The sequence below is a fragment of the Elusimicrobiota bacterium genome, assembly GCA_016788905.1.
Taxonomy (GTDB): domain Bacteria; phylum Elusimicrobiota; class Elusimicrobia; order FEN-1173; family FEN-1173; genus JADKHR01.
In genome coordinates this window covers 11,101-29,945 of the sequence record JAEURZ010000012.1, presented here as the reverse complement: position 1 = coordinate 29,945, position 18,845 = coordinate 11,101, and the positions used below count along the sequence as shown (strand labels likewise).

At 49.4% G+C, this 18,845-nt stretch carries 5 protein-coding genes; all 5 read left to right on the top strand.

What is annotated here, in order from left to right; genetic code table 11:
* Window positions 1-8: 8 nt before the first annotated feature.
* A complete protein-coding gene (locus JNK54_06320; GenBank protein ID MBL8023880.1) occupies window positions 9-398 on the top strand; it encodes a PilZ domain-containing protein in 390 nt (129 codons plus the stop codon).
* An 87-nt stretch (window positions 399-485) separates the two neighbouring features.
* Window positions 486-1,520 carry a 3-isopropylmalate dehydrogenase gene (locus tag JNK54_06315; GenBank protein MBL8023879.1) on the top strand — a complete coding sequence of 345 codons (1,035 nt, stop codon included), beginning with the start codon at window positions 486-488 and terminating at the stop codon, window positions 1,518-1,520.
* Window positions 1,521-1,578: 58 nt separating this feature from the next.
* Entirely contained in the window at window positions 1,579-2,634 is a 1,056-nt protein-coding gene (locus tag JNK54_06310) for a Fic family protein (GenBank protein ID MBL8023878.1), read from the top strand.
* A gap of 286 nt (window positions 2,635-2,920) precedes the next feature.
* Entirely contained in the window at window positions 2,921-3,850 is a 930-nt protein-coding gene (locus JNK54_06305) for an SAM-dependent methyltransferase (GenBank protein ID MBL8023877.1), read from the top strand.
* Between the two features lie 246 nt (window positions 3,851-4,096).
* Entirely contained in the window at window positions 4,097-18,826 is a 14,730-nt protein-coding gene (locus JNK54_06300) for a hypothetical protein (protein MBL8023876.1), read from the top strand.
* Window positions 18,827-18,845 lie beyond the last annotated feature (19 nt).

Here is an 18,845-nt window from a genome sequence, read left to right as displayed (position 1 = left end):
TAATGGAAATGAGCGAGGGGAGGCGACCGTCGGGGCAGATTCCCCGGGCGGATTGTCGGGCGGCCACGGATTTTGTGGTGGAAGTTTATCATGGGGATGGAAAAACCTTGTGGGGGATTTCCCGACTATTGGATTTGTCCATTTCAGGTGCCTGCGTGGAATCCACGAGCGAGTGGAACGAAGGGGAAGACGTGGTGCTTCATGTTTTGCTCGATAAGCGGAACCTGTTGGCCCTCCCCGCGCGGGTGTTGTGGAAACGGGTGTATTCAAAAACCCATCATTTCGGATTAAAGTTTCAAAACTATCCACACGAATTCCAAAGCGTTATCGAAGGGTTTGTTCAAGATTATGAAACCCGATTGCATCGCATGTCACCTAAAAATATTTCAAAAGTGTAATTCAGGAGGTCCCACGTGAGTTCTGTCGTATCCAACCAAGCGGGTCAATCCGCGAAGCCAGCGAAAACATCCTTCAAAATCGCCGTGATGGGCGGTGATGGTACGGGTCCTGAAGTGGTTAACGAAGGGCTCAAAGTTCTGAAAGCGTTAGGGAAATCTCTCAATCTTTCCTTCGACTGGGTCCCTTTTGATCTGGGCGGAGAACGTTATAAAAAAACCGGGGAAATCTTGCCCGATTCCGCCTTGGCGGACCTGCGGAAAGTGGACGCTATTTACTTGGGCGCCATCGGCCATCCCGATGTGAAACCTGGGATTTTGGAAAAGGGTCTTTTGCTCCGCCTGCGGTTTGAACTGGACCAGTACATCAATTTGCGTCCGGTGAAGCTTTACCCCAACGTGGCCACCCCCCTGAAAGATAAGGGGCCGGAACACATCGATTTCGTGGTGGTGCGGGAAAACACCGAAGGTCTTTACACGGGCGCTGGCGGGATCTTAAAGAAGGGGACCCCAGACGAAGTGGCGGTTCAAGAATCCATCAACACGCGCAAGGGCGTGGAGCGGTGTTTGCGTTACGCTTTCAAGCTGACCCAGGAACGGGCCAAAGAAAAAAAACTGACCCTCTGCGGCAAGACCAACGTGTTGACCTTTGCCTTCGATCTCTGGGAACGGGCGTTCCACGAAGTAGCCAAGGACTTCTCCGATGTAAAAACCGATTACGCCCACGTGGACGCCACCTGCATGTGGATGGTGAAGAATCCGGAATGGTTCGACGTGATCGTGACCGACAACATGTTCGGTGACATCATCACCGATCTGGGCGCCATGATCCAAGGCGGGATGGGCATTGCCGCGGGGGGGAACATCAACCCCGAAGGCGTTTCCATGTTTGAGCCCATTGGTGGGTCCGCTCCCAAATACACGGGCCAAAACGTGATCAACCCCCTCGCCGCCATTTGCGCGGGTGGCATGATGATGGACACCCTGGGCCAGAAGGAAGCCGCCAAACGGGTGGAAGGCGCGGTCATCAAACTGCTCAATTCCGGTAAAATGAAAAGCCAAGCCGCCGGAAAAATGGGTATGTCCACTTCCGAAATTGGAGATTGGGTCGCCGCTAACGTTTAACCCGAAATCCCTGTGTAATTCAGGCGGGGATGTCTGTCTCAGTGATTGGAGAAGCCCGATGATGTCTTTCCGTGACCAATGGCTGACAAAATTTTCAATTCCATCTGGTGCGGTTTGGCTGATGACAGACATCGCCCGTTGTCAGGGGCGGCAGGATTTATTCACTAAGCAATCGCCGCAGACACTGAACGCCCTTAGAGAAATGGCGCTTATTCAGAGTGCCGAGTCCTCCAACCGAATTGAAGGAGTGACTGTCGACCCCGAGCGATTGCGTCCGCTGGTCCTTGGCGCTTCCCGTCCACGAGACCGGTCGGAGGAAGAGGTCTTTGGTTATCGCCAAGCCCTCAATCTTATTCATGCGGAAGGGAAGGCCCTCCTTTTCACCCCCGCTCTTCTAAGAAAATTACATCAACTCATTCAAGAAGGGGCTGGTGACGCGGGGCAATGGAAAAAAGTCGATAACGAAATTATTGAGGCCCGCTCAGGTCAACCTCCCCTTATTCGCTTCAAACCCGTCTCGGTGGCCCACACTCGACAGGCAGTGGAGGAGCTTTGTTTGGCCTATCAACACTCGGTCGAGCAGGGAGAGCATCATCCTCTGCTCCGGGTCGCCGCGTTTATTTTTGATTTTTTGTGCATCCACCCGTTTCGCGATGGAAACGGTCGCGTTTCACGATTGTTGACATTGGCCGGGCTCTACCATAATGATTTTGAAGTGGGTCGCTACATCAGTTTGGAACGGCTCGTGGAAGAATCGAAAGAGGATTATTATCGGGTTTTGCATGAAAGTTCTTTGCATTGGCATACGGCTCAACACGATTTCGTTCCGTGGTTTAGTTATTTTCTATCGATTCTCCGGAGAGCTTACCGCGAGTTTGAAGATCGGGCCAAACAGGCCGTGTCCACACGCGGGTCCAAGACGGCCCTTGTTTTAGGGGCCATAGAAGGAATGAAAAAAGAAAAATTTACTCTTGGCCAACTTGAACATAATTGCCCAGGAGTGAGCAAAGACATGGTTCGGCGGGTGGTCCGATCTCTTCAAAGCAAACGGAGGTTGAAAAGTTTGGGAAGGGGTCCCGGGGCACTCTGGCAGAAAGTTGATAATAAACAATGAAAAGGTGGTCGTTGGGTAGGGAATAAGGGCATTACCTCTAAAAGAGGGTAATAAAAAGGGTAGTATTCGTTTTTTACGTGCGCTCATTGAGATTTTTGGATTTAACGTTCAGCCCCCTGCCTCCCGGATAGATTGGGAGACGGGGGGATTTTTGATTGGGAGGAAACCTAAAGTATTCGGGTGTCGGTGGGGTATCGATTTTAATTTTCTTCAGGGGTTGTAATTTTTGTTCGCGAGGGTTACATGTATATCTGGGGTTAGTCTCGGGTGGAGGGCACTGTAACCTATGCATAGGGCGAACCATGACGTTGTTCAGTGGTTGGCGGGGCATCCCTCGTTAGATGGGCTGAAGGCGCGGTATCCCCGTTGGTGGCAGGAAACGGCCGCGGAACTGTTGGGGGTATTGGGCGAGCGGAGGTTGGGCTTGGTGGCGGACCATCTCTCCCATTTGCGCACGCTTGAGGCCAATGCTCTTGGGCGATTGGCTGGAAAAAAAGTCGATTCCAGTGGGGCCACCAAAGATTTGGTCAAAAGTCGTATGGCGGTTTTGGCCATGGAACAAATTTTGGCTGGGGCGGTGGTGGGGAAAGACACCGGACCTCTTCGGTTTAATTGGTGGAACGGGACGGTGTTGCAACGGCTCTTTTTTCGACGGGGGCTGGAAAGAAAGCCCGCTTCTTATGGGTGGTTTCGGGTTTGTTGGCCGTTTTTAACCCAGCGCAAATTCTTGATGCCGCTGGTTCAGCCCAAGGGCATTTATTGTTTTTTTACCACACGGTTGGTGAAAGAATTGGCTCAGAAGATCGGGACTGCGCCGGCTTTGGAGATTGCGGCTGGGGATGGAACGTTAACACGGTTTCTGGCGGATAAAGGGGTTCACATTCACGCCATGGATAACCACAGTTGGTCCCACGCCATTCAGTTTCCTTCCCATGTTCAAAAAACGTCGGTGGGCCCGGCCTTGGCCGCCCATCGGCCCGAAGTGGTCCTTTGTTCTTGGCCTCCGGCGGGGAACGATTTTGAACGGACGGTGTTTTCTTTCCCAACGGTAAAAACCTATATTGTGATTGCCAGCCGCCATTCCTTTGCCGCGGGGAATTGGAGAGACTACACCCTTCAAAAAGAATTTAGTTGGGCCCGTGACGAAACATTGAGCCGCTATGTGTTGCCCCCTGAATTGGACCCCGCGGTGTATGTTTTTCAGAGGAAAAGGTAACGACTCTGGTGTCCGGAAACCCCACCCTCTCCCCGGCCCTCTCCCGCGAGCGGGAGAGGGAGAAACGTGTGCAACCTGCTGGATAGGTGGCATTGCCGGTGGATTGGAGGGGCGATGCTCGGTCAAGGAAATTCCTTTCAAGGGCTAAAGAGACACCCCCTGCGTTACTGGATTCCAAAAAACTCGTTACAACAATGTTACAAGATGTTAAGGTGACCTTAACTTTTTACTTGTAACATAAGAGCTATGAAACATAATCACTTTCATTTAATTGAGCCCAACCGCCTTTTTCGGCGATTTCTGGCGGGGTTTGTGGCCTTTGTTTATGGGGCCACCAACGTGGTTTTTTGTCACGCGGCGGAGGCCAGTTTTTGGTCTTCGCGCCGTAACGCCGCTCAGAAAGTGGGGAAAACAAACGCCTCAGCCCCTTCCCTCCCGAGCCCCAACGACGCACTCATTTTGGCCCAACTTCCCGGTGGGGTTCGGCTGGATTTCCATGGGCCGGTTGAAAGTTCCGTCATGCCAGTTTCTCCCAAAGAACATTTGGTTGGGGGGAAAATTCCTGTTTTTGAAAGGGATCTCCCCCGTTGGTTGGCCGATGTCATTGCGCCGTACGGAAACATGCGGGATGTGTTTTTGTCAAAACGGCCTGGCGCGCCTCTCGTTATCCAAATCCAAGATCTTCATGATTCGACCGAAGCCCAAAGGAACATTGCCGGTCTCGTTGAGGCGTTGCAAGATGAGCGAGGCGTTAACCTGGTGGGGTTGGAAGGGGCCCAGGGGGCTTTCGCCACGGAAGCCTTTCGATCGTTTCCCGACGCGGATATCACCAAAGCGGTGGCTGAACATTTTATGGAGGAAGGGTATTTAGGCGGACCGGAATTCGCGGGGATCACGGCCAAGCGCATGCCGTTGTTGTGGGGCGTGGAAGACATGGACGCTTACAAGGCCAACGTGACGGCGGTGAAGAATTCCGCTGCAAATCGGCCCGAGGTTGAGGCGTTTCTCCGAAAAGCCCGGGGGATTTTAGCGGATGTAAAAGACCAGCGGCTTTCGCCAAAACTTCTTGAATTTGACCGTCATCTGACCGGGTATCACTCTCGCAAGGAACCCCTGGGTGTGTACACACGCTATCTTTTGCGCTCTTCAATGCTGTCCCGGGCCCATTTCCCTAACCTTGTTTTGTTGCAGGACGCCCTTCACTGGGAAGATTCACTGGATTTTAAGCGGATTGAATCCGAGCGGGCCGTCCTTTTGGAGCGACTTGTCAGCGGGCTTTCGAAATCGAGCCTTACTCAACTGGTGGACCGGAGTGCGATGTACCGGTTGGGTCGGATTTCCTATGGAGACTACTACCGGTTCCTGCGTAAGCTATGTTCCCAGAGCGGAATCAATTTGGAAGAGTTTAGCCAGCTGAGCGCGTATGTTCGATACGTGTTGTTGGCCGAGAAGATTAATCGCAATGACCTGTTGACGGAACTGAGCACGTTGGAACGGTCGGTGCAGGACGGTTTGGCTGTGACGAACGACGAACGGCGCATCGTCTTGGCGGCGCGCCATTTGGCTCTCCTTGAACGGTTGGTTCAGCACGGATACACTCCCGCCGACTGGTTGTACCACATCACCCACGAAACGGAAATTCAACGTGTGGGGACGGTCATTCAGTCGTTGGCCCAGGAATCGGGATTGCCGGAAGCTTTAAGCCCCCCTGCGCCGGAGACTCTGAAGCCCTTTGAGGAATTTTGCCTTCAGGCGTTGGGTCGGAACGGGGCCCTGGTCCAAAACCTCATGGCCAAAATGGTCGCGGAAAAAAGCAACACCGCCATTTTGGTGGCTGGCGGGTTTCACACGGAAGGCCTGACCCAACTGCTCCGTCAAAAAGATATTTCCTACGCCGTCGTCACCCCGAAAGTGAACGGCACCCTGCCGGACGGCCACCGCACCCTGGAACTTTTAGCGCGGGATCCCGCGCCTTTGGAAAAGCTCTTTGCGGGGGAAACCATCAATATCCCCACGCCGCGGATGGTGGCGATTGGCAATATCTCGGACGCTGGGGATGGAAAAGGATTTGGATTGGCATCGAAACTCGCGACGTTACTTGTGGCGATTGTTTTGGGGTTGAGTGTCCAGTCAACACAGGTGCCCCTATCGACACCGGCTCACTTTCCTGAACAGATACAGGCGAAGGCTGTCCCTGTCCCTACGGGTGTGAATGTGTCCTTCTCTGGGGGGAATAAATTCTTTATTCCAACGGACCCGCAGTCCGGATTGCTTTCTGAGTATCAGGCTGATATTCCTGGGTATGGAAATGTTTCGGTGAGGCCGGTTCCTAAGTCTAGACCGTTGAAAGTCCAAATAAGGGATTCTTTTTCTTCCATGCGGGCGTGGCCCAACCGGTTGTCCACGCGTTTTGAACTGGGGTGGGAGTGGTTGTTGGGTTTCATCGGTCTTGGAACTATTCGGAGAGTGGGATTCGGTCAGACAGCGGATGCGGTCAGCCCTCCCCAGCCCGCCACCCGCGCGTTGGATACGACGGCGAAACCTCTCGCGCCGATGATCATGAGTATTGTGTCGATAGAAAGCCAAATCATGTTGGCCATGGAAAAACTGGAACAAGAGATTCCGCGGGAAGGGTTAACGCGAGAGCTTGTGATTCAAGGAATCACAGAAAAAACAATTCTTCGTGATATTCCTGAACATGTTCGTGGACCGATGACCGTTCACGTTGGTGAATTGTCTTTCGATGCTCAAGGTCGATTAACGAAAGAAATAGTTAATCAATGGTTGGCCGATCATCGGAAAATGAATAACCATCTAAAGAAATACATACTTCAAAAACCCTCAACGTATGAGTTGTTGGAGAGATGGAAAAATTCGACTGAGAACACGCTGAAAAACTTTTTGGGACGCCATGATATTTTCGGAACATCGCTTATAGAAGAAATCGGAGTCCTTTGGAATTGGGGTTCTGTATGGGAAGGACGTGTGCCGGCCGCGCTGGCTGGGGTGGGGCTGGGAATTCTTGCCATTGTGTTCTCGCTGACAATCGTACAGGGGGTGGGGTTGGCTGTGGCGGGATCTTTCATCTGGTCCATGGTCGGACCCCAATTGAAATTTGTTTTAGATCATGGAAGTGACCAAACCGACCTCCAGCGACGGGTCCGCATGGGCGGAACGTTCCTCCTGAACCTTGTGGCGGTTTCTGTTTCGGCCGTGGTTCTGTTTGTTGGATTTCAAGTTGGCGTGGATGGGACGCTTTGGGTGTTGGTTTCACTTTCTCCTGTTTTAGGTCTCGTTGGAGCCATCCTGACCCACGCGATCCTTGAAGTCCTCGACATCCTTCCTGACGCTTCTCCTCTCAGTTCAAAAACATTTGAGAATTTACCCGAGCACCCTTCCATTAATCAGGATCCTCTTGGGAAACCCTTAACGGGAGAAGAAGAAACGCAAGAACTTGTTGAAAAATGGGGTGGAAAAAGTATTGAGGCATTGGATGAAGTGTTTCGGGTTGTGGCGGATCATGACTTGGGAGGATCGGTTAACGATTTAACCAATAAACATTCGGTGGGGGTTTTAGGAGATTCTCGGTCCGTTGATGTGGTGAGTGCCTCCGAAGGCTTTTCGCCCTATTGGTGGCAACGGTATTGGATTAAAGAGGGTATCACCCAGGTGCAAGGAGAAATCAGAAAGGGCCCTGGTGGTGACGATTACAAAATGATTTTCAATGAGCGAGACTTAAAAAATGGTGGAAAGACTATCGAAGCCGCTTTGACGGAAGTGATTGATGCTGAAAACGATGTCATGCGCGACCAGTTTGCGTTCTACTCTCTGGAAGGACCTCAATTTGCAAATGGGAAGGAAGAAGAAACGGCTTATCTTGAAAAAATCGCCAATGCGTTTAAAAGTGAGATAGGGCCCTGGGGGAGGATGAGCATTGTGCGCCACGGGAATGGCGTAACGATTGCTGTGAAACGAGATTATCCGGGAGAAAATTTAAATTCGATTGAGAATCGCTTGGATAATCTCGGATCCTGGGAACGGTTGGACACCACCCGGCCGGGGTTGGGGTTGTTTACCTATTCCATGGGGGGGGTGCGTTTAGGGGATGTGGTTCGAAGGTTAACGGATGAATATCCGAAATTGCAATTACTCGCCGAGGACGGAACCCTACGCCCTGAAATGGTTCCGGTGGTGATGATGTGGGCAGATCGTTTGGCGGAGGATATGCTGGCGGTGGCCAAGGGACGGGGACGAAAACAAGTTTTTATCGCGAATGATCTGGCTGAAGTCTATTCCTTTGAACGGCCTGGCACAGTGAAGGAAGATAATATTAAACAGACCATGCAAGAGCATTCAGACCCGTCTCACGACGCTTTTAAGGTTCCTAAAGCCGAAGAATTTTGGAAAGGGTTAAAAAAAGAAGTGAGCGGCCATGTTTTGATTTATGAGGTAGCCCAATATCGGAAACAAGGACTTCGGTGGGGGGTGAACGCGACATCCGAATGGGTGTTCCGTCATTTACCCTCCGTCCTGTTTCGGTTTGTTCCGGAACGGTGGGTGCGTGGATTGGAAAAACGTATTCAATCCCGAGCGTTCCATTCCTGGCAGGGATCCGATCAACACGGGAAAGGGAACGACGCTATTAAAGCTCACCATGAAATGGTGACCTCCCTTGGTTCTGAGCCAACGAAACTCGGTCGTGCGGTGGACACGTTCTATTCTCTTTCCAGGGGCCCTCCTTCTATAGATCAGTTGGTTTCAGCGGCAGACACCATGCGGAATAAATTAGCGACACAACACCCGGACGAAAAAAAGAAGTTACAACCCTTTCACGTTGTTTACGATTTTAATTTGGGCGATTGGGCTGCCTTTTTAAGAGTGAATAGGACTGAAGACACCAATCCCAGTGATCGCGTTGGGCCCCGGTTGTCCCTTGAAGATGTGGCGGCCATGCAAAATGCGGTCGTCACCTATTTGGGCCGGCGTTATGGGGGAGAAATACTCTTAGAAAAACTCCGGGAGTTCTTTGTTGTTCAACCCAGCGAAGACGTTTTCCTGCTCTCCATGGATGTCAAAAGCGATCGCGCCAAAGAACGATTTAGAAAAATGGAATTGGTTTTCCGTAAGGCTCAGGCTGAAAATGCCAGGGCGGCCAAGCTTGTTTTGAACGCGCGGGCCCCCATTCGCATGGGGAGTTTCATCTTCTCGATGATGGCCAAAGGGGTGGAGCGGGTGATGAAGGTATCTCCAGCCCGGGCCAGGCAAATCGTTTCTGGGCGGTATGTTCAGTCGCTCCTGGTCCCCCTGGCAGAATTGCCTTTCCTTCCGTACCTTTCGGTGGGTTTATCCCTTTTGGTGGCTTCCGTTATGGGGCCTTGGGTCGGCGTTATTGCGGGATCCTTTCTGATGGCTCTCATCCATGGCAAACCTGTTATGACCCGGGGTCCCCCGAGTTCCCTCGTTGTCCCGAAAGACGATTTTGGTCGCCCCATTGAGTCTCAACAGACCATTAAGCAGTTCACGATTCGGTTTCTTGTTGCTTTGTCTATCAATACGTTTGCGGTTTTCGTGGGGGGATTGGATCCCACCCTTTTCTTTACGCCCCAATCACTTCCTCTTGAAAGCCTGAATTTACTGAACGCCGGTCTTACCGGCTATTTCTCCCACGCTCTTTACAACTTTGTTGTTCCGGAATCCTATCGGTTGAGCTTAGGGACAGATCCCAACGAAATAAGGGATATCACGGAGCGAGGTTCGATCGCTGAGCCAAACCGAACGTCAGCGCCCTCCCCAGAATTGCAGGCGCTCATTAAAAAAACAAGCGATGCCTCTTTCGATTGGCACGGTATTCAAGAAGAATTTGCCCAGTCGATTCAGCAACGATGGGGAGAGGAGGCGAGCCGGAGATTTCTTCGCATTGTCGATGGGCTTCCTTTTGTTCGACAGGACGCAAAGGGAAGTTGGGTGCCCGATCAACCCGAACTTTTTATGAAAGCTGTCGTGCAAGAATTACGACCTGTGTCCAATGCAAGGGATAATCGTTCGAGAAGGAAGGAGGATCGAAAGAAACGAAAAGGGGCGGACGAACGATCTTATCCGGGTGACGCTGATCTTATGGAGTATGTTTTTTACTTTTCCAGAAGTGTGGTTCAAGGAATGTTGCGGGAGAAGAGGGAGGCCTACGCGCGGAGCAAAACGATTGTTGAGCTGACGGAAGAAGAACAAACCATTGTCTTAAAAAGTGTGGCGGGGTTTGGCACATTGGCCGCGAGATTGGGATGGTCGACTATGGCCATCGATTTAACTGATGCGGGAATGGAATTATGGCGACCCCAGGATTATTACCTCACGAAGGCGAGTTATGACAAAAGAATGGGAACCGATGAAATGGGGAGAAATAAGATTGCGGAAAAGATCTTAGGGAAACTCAAAACGGTTCTTGGGAAAGATTATGAGGTCCTTCCTCGTTTTGATGGTTTTACGCTTTCAAAACCAGAGGCTTTTGTCACTGTTCGCGCTAAAGATATCTTTTCGTTAATGAGTAAACTGATGCGAGAAAAACGGAAGGGTCGAGACTATTCTCTCGATCATGTACAAGATCTATTTACGGCTAAAATTGTTCTCCCCAATTCCAAAGGACTAAGGGAGTGGGGCGCTGATGTCGCCGAGGTTGTTGAGAAAATTAATTCCGAATTGAAAACGACCAACATAGAAGATTACGATGTTCGTGACCGTGTGATGGGTGGAGCGACCTATGTGACGGTGTTGATCAGGATAAACGAGGGGTCTGAGGAGATTGAGGTTCCGTTAGAGTTGCAGTTCTTTTCCCATCGCCGCTACCGTTTGTTGGAACGAATGGCTGGGGTAGGCGGAAACAAAACGAAACCCTACTGGATTTATAAGGCATCGGATTTCTTCCGAAATATCTTTTCGGATGGAAAGGAAATTGTTTTGACGCCAAATTCCTATGTTTTGCAAGAAAATTGGCGGGAAAATATTTCGATGTTGGCCCAGGAATGGGACCAGGAAAATGTGGTTCAGGTAAAAACCGGTTCAGCTGTCAAATATGTGAGTCTTCCTAATCGCGGTGAGAAGGCGGCCACCTTTATTGATTTGGCCGCGATGAGTGGATTGATCAAATGGGAGAATAATGAATGTTTCGCGAGCACGCCATTCGTTGGGGGCAACGGGAATTTATTAAGCGCTTCACTAGAGAATCCTATTCCCCTGGGAGCAACCATTGAGTGGAAAACCCCCATTGCTCTCCCTGAAGCGAGTCGCGCCATCCTTCGTTTGCGAAGTTCCGAAAAAAAGACGGCGCATGACCTGACTTCCCCAGAAGAAAGGAGAAAGCATAAAGAAAAATTTGATTTGGCCTTTCAATGGTTGACCAATTCTTTATCTCGTTTAGTAAGTAGAGAGAGTCCTGGAATCTTAAATCCTCTATTTCTATTACATATGTGGAACCAACCAATGTTGAAACAAAAAGATTATGTGTCACAAATCTCCGATGGAATAAATGCTGAATTGGAATCCTATGCGAACCATCTCAACTTATCATTGGATGAATTTAAAACGTTGGTTGTAGGGGATCCCAAAATTATTATCCCCGTTTTTGGCCGATTTTCTTCCGACCCTGCCCCTGAAAAACACAGAGGGTATGAGCCTCCTGAACTTATTAAAGCGCGTGAGATAATTACTTCTTTCGTGGAGAGCCTTGTTGTTTCAACGGGGGGGCGGAACTTTGTTGCGTACGAAATTGGAGACCTTTTGGATTTGTTGGTTACGATTGGAGTTTTTAATCAAGAGCAGAAATCGCAATTTCAATATCAGATGTACGAAGGGTCAATTGTGACTTCCCAGGATAAAAACCAAGGATCTAAATTTTTTATTGATTCAAAGGATCGCCCTGGTCTTTTTAATCGAGTGATGAAAATTATTGTTGATAATGGTGGGAAATTAGTAAGGGCATCTTCTTCACGAGGTCGCAAAATCGCAGTTTTTGTCGCTGGGAATCGTGAAAATTTGGACTCGATTAATTCGGCACTTAAACAAATCCCCTTGAGAGGAGGGCATGTCTCTAAACGGGACCTTCAGGTTAAATTAGAAGTGGAATTTCCCGAAGGAAGACCCACTGAATCTTTGGATTTAACCTCTCTCACCGCGGCGTTATCGCGCTGGCTGGCTTCTTTGGGAGGGAATATTAATTCCCTTTCTGTTTCGACAGAAGATTCCGGCCCTTCAATTCAATTCATTGTTGACCTTACGGAAACAGCCTATGAACGTCTCATGGATATGGATGCTGAAGGGAACGAGCATTCCTCTCTGGTCCGAAAGGAATTGGATGCTGTTCAAGGAGATTTATCAATCGAATCAACCGAAATCGTGAATGGAGTGGCAGATCCGCTGGCTGAGGGGAAAGGAATTGGTGTTCTCAAGTCGCCGGAATCCCCAAGTAATTTGTATTCAGCGGCGTTTCTTTTGGGTGGGATGTATGGAAATGTCGTTCCAGTGGTTCTCGACCCTTTACTTGGTTTTGGAATTGTTTTTATGGTGGTGGCCAGTGTTTTGGTGTGGATGACTATTCACAAAAATGGGGTTTCAAAAGTATTCGGAGATGAGGAAATAACGAAGAGCGTGAAAAGGAAGAAAAATCCTCTGGAAAGTGTTTGGAAGACTTTTTGGTCTGCATGGGGTAACCTCATCCATGGGAAGCGATGGGTATTGGGGCTCGCCCTTATGGCTGTGCTCTTGGGATTTCCAATCGACGCGCTGGGGGCGGAGAGTTTGTCTGGCTTTGGGACAGGCATAGGGATTTTGCAAGAAGGGGGGGCTTTGGCGGGAGGGGGCCTTGGATTGGTTTTGATGGGGCTTGGGATTAAAAAAATCGGCAGGGACAGGTCCAAATATTTTGTTGGTTTGGGGGGGACGAACGGTGTCAAAGTCATTGAATTCGGTCTGGCAACCCATTTTAAATCATTGGTGTCGGATGGGGAGGTTGTGCGCTATGTGAGTTACTCCCTTCAGAATCCGGGGGATTCGGAAGCACTTATTGCTAATAAAGTCGGGAAAGAAAAAGCGCGACTCAGAGAGGCTTATTCAGTGGTGTCGGGGTATGAAACGATAAAAGATTTGAAGACCTTGGCTCTGGGATTGGACAAGATTGAAAAATCAAAAGTGAACGCCCAAGCCGCTATTGTGGATGTCCTCGATGGTTTGGGTGGAACGGCAGACAGCCATTTGAAGGCCGAAATCCAATCGTTTAAGAAAGATTTGTTGAACCATATGGCGGAGACCCATTCTTTGGAACACCTTGGTTTGAGTGACCAAGATCTTGAAAGGGCTATTAAACGTGAAAGGGAATTGTTGCTCCGTGCCATTGGGCGGGTGCAAGAACGTGTGGAACGACTTAAAAACACGCCTCTTCCCGAGGGTGCTAACGCGGAGCAAATTGAACAGCATCAACAGTTACTTGAATTAGCTGGGGTGGATGAAATGGTCCTCAAGGATCTCGAGAATGAAATTGGAGATCTCATTAAAAGCCGTAAGCAGTCGGCATTCGGCGCATTAAGACTGAAACTTAAAGGGATCGAGATTGAGCCGGATATGGAAGAGAAGTTGAAAGAAATGTGGAATCAAGAAAAAACATTGATTTTGTCCGTTATGGCTGAAACACATGAGCGGGTGCCTTCGGGTGAAATTGAAACGGAAGTCAGTCGCTTTAATGAGGCGTGGGGAAAAAAATCATTTAGCCCACATACAATGGATGGGGACACTTTAAAGAATTTCAATATTCAAGTTGTTGATCGAATCCGTGAGGGGTGGAGCGTTGAATCCGCGCTTCTTTTTGTCCAGGACACCTTTCATCTCCAAGGTCTCCGTGTTGGAGATATTGTCTCGGATCTGATCGATGGGCTTTCGTCATCGCCTTACGATACGGAAGCAGACAAGGTTGTCTTAATTGCTGAAGAAATTCCAACGCCTTTGGATTTAATCAAATTAATCTCCCGAGGCGTTCGAATCGTTGGAATCGTTTCACGGAAAGGGAACATCGGGTCCCATGTTTCTATTGTGGCCATTTCTTACGGTATCCCCTGCGTTACGGGTTTCCAGTCCGATAAGGTGGGGGATCGTTCCCTCGCGGAGGTTATTCCTTCCGGTGTCGTGATCGCTGTGAACGGAGCCAGTGGGCAGGTTGAAATTAATCCTTCGATCCAGAGAATTAGTGAATTGGAACGATTTCATCACGAACTCATGGCCAAAGAGCGGGTTTATTTTGAAGAGCGTCATGAAGCGGTGTCTGTCCCGATTTTGGCCAGCCCTGACGATCCCCATCAGGTTAAAGATGTGATTTCTTTAGGGGGCGCGGGTGTGGGGTTGATTCGTACGGAATTTTTGTTTGATAACGAAGAGTTTAGACCCTTAGATGAGGAGGGGAAACCGAACCCCCATTTTGAAAACTATTTGGTGGAGGAGTTTGAAAAAGCGGTGGGGGCGATGGAAGGAAAAACAATTGATATTCGTGTCGTTGACAATCAAGGGAAAGACGACAAGCCGTTGGCGGGGGTGAAACAACGGGATGGGGGGCAAACGGGAATTGATTATTTGCTTTATGATCATGATGGGCGAAAAGTTGCCCTTCAAGAAATTCGTGCCATTATTCGGGTTTATCAAACACGGAAGAATATTCGGATGTTTTTCCCCCTTGTGTCGACACCCGAGGAAGCGAGGGATATTGACAAACTGATTCAAGAAGCGGTGAAGTCTCTCCCTGTGGGGGAACGTTCCTCATGGGATATCCCTCCTGTGGGGTATATGATTGAGACCCCGGCCGGGGCGATCTCTGCTTCGACCAACCCTGGTTTCCTAAAAAAAGCGGCCTTTTTGAATTTTGGAACAACGGATTTAACAAAGTTCATATTTGGGAAAACAAGAAATGCGGAGTCCCTGGGAGGATTGCTTTCCACCAACCAGCCCATCGTTATTTCACATATGAGTAAAGTTCTGAAGGCGTTGAAGAATTCCCGGTCAACGATGGATGTGACATTGTGCGGTGCTCTGGCCACGTCCCGGGTGTTTTGGCCCATCGCACACATTTTAAATGAGTCCTACCCGATTCGTTTGAGTGTGGCCCCTTCCCGAATCCCTGAAGTTAAATACTATATGAGACGTGTCGGACAGGATAAAGAAGCGATTAAGCGAATAAAAAAACTTCTTGAAGAAGAGTCGACGACGCCAGAGCAATTGACTGCGGAATGTCAGAAACTTATTGATCGGATTGATAGGGAATCGAAAAATGAAAAAGCGTATCGTGATTACATGGAGAAATTACGCACGGACAATTTGAGGCGTGTCATTGGTGGTGCAATTTCCCTTGTCGCACTCCTCGGATTGGGAATGATCTTTGCCAGCGCGATTTGGACTGTCCCTTCCCCTGAAATGGTGGGGCTGGTTTGGTCTCAGGCGGGGGGCTTGTCGTTGTCTCCTCTGAGTTCCAGCTTTCTTGGTTTGGGTGTTCTTATGGGTATAACGAAACCTTGGGATTCTTTAATGGAAATATTCTATGGGGAAAATGTAGAAGAGGATCTTCCTCCCATCGTTAATAAACGGCGAAAAACAACTCGGTCTCAAAATAAGATTTCACGATTGCCGGGTTCTCGAGTTTTCCAGCCCACCCGAAATCCGGCAGCAGATTTCTTATTCTCCCATGTCGGAAAACCCCGTGTGGATGGGGCCGAGTTAATGGCTGGAATTAAAAAACGTCTTGGGAAGCCCCTTGATTCCAATGGGCTTAAGAATTTCTCGTTTTATGTTGCCTTGTGGTTAAAGCGTTACGAAAATCAAAATTCCACGGATCCGGTTCTTCAGCAGGCGATGGCTCTTCAGCAGTGGGCCGATACGTTGCGGTTGGTGGGGGAACTGCGTGATTTGACTGGGTCGATTAAGGATTCGCGCACGTCTGGAAAATCTTGGGTTCATGTTTTGGTGGAGAAAAAGAAAGACATTAAGAGAATACGGAACAACGTGGGAAGTGCGGCGTATTGGATGGGGGGGCGAGATTCCCGGAGCAATCAAAATCTTAAATTTGTTCAGTCAATTTTCGATATGTTTACATTAAGAAACCGTAATAAATCAGAACAATGGGACGAAGTTGACCGGCTGAATCGTCTATTAACCATTGCGCATGATCGTTTGGTTGATTGGGATATCGCAATACCCTTGCCGTCACGAGAATTTAAAGGGATTGCTATTGTCGATTTGGAAGTTCTGGGTGGGGGTGGGCAAACTCCTTCTGTTGGACAAGTTGCCCCTCGTGGCGGGGAGAGGAATTTCCGAGATCCTTTAGCTGTCGTCAGTGCTGTTTTTCTTCTTGGACTCTCTTTGTTGTTCATCCCTGCGGAGGCCATGGCCGTGGTGTCGACCGTTGATCCACTGGGTTGGGGTGTCGGTGACCCGCTGGGTTTAGCCTTTATGATGGGTGGTGTTCTTGGGGGGCTTGGTGTTTTTGGGCGACGGTCCGTGAGGCGCGCTTCAACACGGATGATGAGCGATGCCCAAATTAATGGTCGGATTCGACAACTGGCGGACCGATTAAACAATGAGGCATCGAACAAAGAGGACGCCTATCGTATGGGGCAAGAATTTGTTCGGGATCTGTTGTCCCAGGGACTCAGCGTTAATGATTTGGACGTTGTTCGAAATAAGTTGTTCCTGCTTGGAAACTATGTTCAATCAAGGGAGGATGAAAACCGTAATGCCCTCTTCCTTGCTACACAGCGAATTCGATTTCTTATGGAGGCCGCCTTCGTCTTAGTGGATTTACATGCCCGATTAGAAAGATATGGGAATTCCGGTGAATTGGGAAAAGGACCCAAGGTGGTTCAGAATCCTAAACCCATCAATGAAGGATTGAATGTTATTTCTGAAATGGGGAAAAAAGTTGTTCGGCAATTTAAAATTACAGTGGATGAACCTGAGAAAAGGCCAGAGGAAGTCAAACTAATTCAAGCTGAAATTGAAAGGGCTTTACATGGGTTGGTTGTTGTTAGTGCCTATGGGGATTGGACCAAGAGTGCCACCGGATTGTTCGGTTCCCATGATTTGTTCAGTTCTCTCTTGAAAATGACAGAGGCTCAAGAAACTCAAACAACGAAAAGAGTTGAAGGGTATCCGCTTCGTGTCGAGGGAAAGGCCGTTCGGTCGGAAGAAGAATCTTTATTGGAAATGCCTGAGCCTTACCTTCTCTCAGTTATAAGAAGAGTTTATTTGGCGGCTTTGAAAGCGGTGGAACCTGTCAATCCCTTTCAAGAAATTCTTTCCACTGTTTTGAAGGAAATTGGCGATGCCCGGCTAACAGAAGAAAATGTCCGAGTCCTTTTTGGTTTAAACGAAGCGCCCCGAAAAGGGAATCTGCGGACAAGTGGAATCCTCGTTTCTCGCTCAAAATCGGGTGGGGTTTTTGGTGTTTTGATTCGTTTGCAGAAGGCCCAACTTTGGACTGCCATGGATTCTACGGTTACCATGCGAAATAAAGACAAGGCCGCTGTGCAATTTGCTGGATATCGTCATACCATGTTGTATTCGGTCCTTCTTGCGGGGCTTGCCTTTGAGTCCGGCGTGTCTCAGGAGCGGATGGTACGCGAAGGGCTGGGTGAGGCGGGTGTTCGCGCGTTGTTTGAGCAGGGGATCTCTGCGAGTGAAATCAGGCGAATTCAAAGGGCCATATACGATGGAGTTACGGGTCTCTCTTTGCCCTTACGAGTCGTCCCGCGTCACGATCCCGTTCGTGCCGCCACGGAATCGGCTTTGGCTGATTTATTTCCATTGACTCCGGGACCGGCGCTCATGGATCTTATCCTTTTGCCAGATGAGGTTGAGGGAGTTCAACGTTCCCTAAAAGAGAGAAAAAATCGTTTGTCCAACCTTACGGCAGGGTTATTGGAAGGCGCCAAACAAACCAATGGAAAAGTTGGACCCGCGTTGGAGAAAGTGGTGACGGATAGCCACAATTCTCCCGAGGCCTTCCAACCTGGTCCCCTCGTCATGGCTCTTTCCCATCTGTTGCAGTCGAATAAGGTCTCTTTAGAAAGAGCGCGGGCTGTTTTTGCCAATCGAATCTTACAGGGGACCCAGAGGGGAACCCCGATTTCAGGAGAAGCGATTGGGCTCCTCATGGCGATGGGGGGAAGTCTTTTTGAGGGGGATCGTCGGTTGGGGCACGACGAGGAAGAGGTTTCTCGGGTGAGGCGTCTTTATCAAGGGTGGGATTTTGCCTTGTTTCTGGCCACTCTATCGGTGGACCAAGAATCCTTTGATTTGGATGCTTCTCCTGTTCAACAGGGATTAGAGGCGTTCAATCGGGTTCGCTCTCAGGCGTGGGGCTTACGGGATCGTCATTCGGCGCTCTCCGAAGCGTTTGGTAAAAACGAAGACATGCTGATTCATCTTTCTCCGGCCATGGCCCAAGGGAAACGGGGAGAACTGACTCCGGAAGATTTGACACAATTGGACTTTATTGACCAACTGGAACGTCGATTGGGTCAGGAGGATGAACGGGCTGAAGATTGGATTAAATCTGGAAAAAAGATTGGGTTTGCTGTTATCGATCCCCAGGGGGAAAGTTATCGGCAGGAAGATGTCATGGCCAATTTGGAAGCCCTCTTGTCAAAAAAAGTTAGAGGGAATTTGGAACATTTGAAACGACGCCCATTATCCTTTGGAGTTATTTCGGGGGAAAAGGCACAGGGTTCCGATCAGAACATTGTTTCGGCTAAAACTGAAATTGAAAAATTGGGTTTTGATGGGGCCGTCAGTATTTTTGCTTTGGATATTCCAGGGGTCTCTTGGGATTACACGGGGATGGACGAGCGAATTGTTTCATTGATCCTTGCTTTGAGCGGTGGACTCATGTGCCAAGTGAGCGCCTCGTTTACGGAATCCTTAAAGGCACAAAGGGCTGTGAAAAGAGCGGCGTAAAGCTATTTCGGTTGGTTTT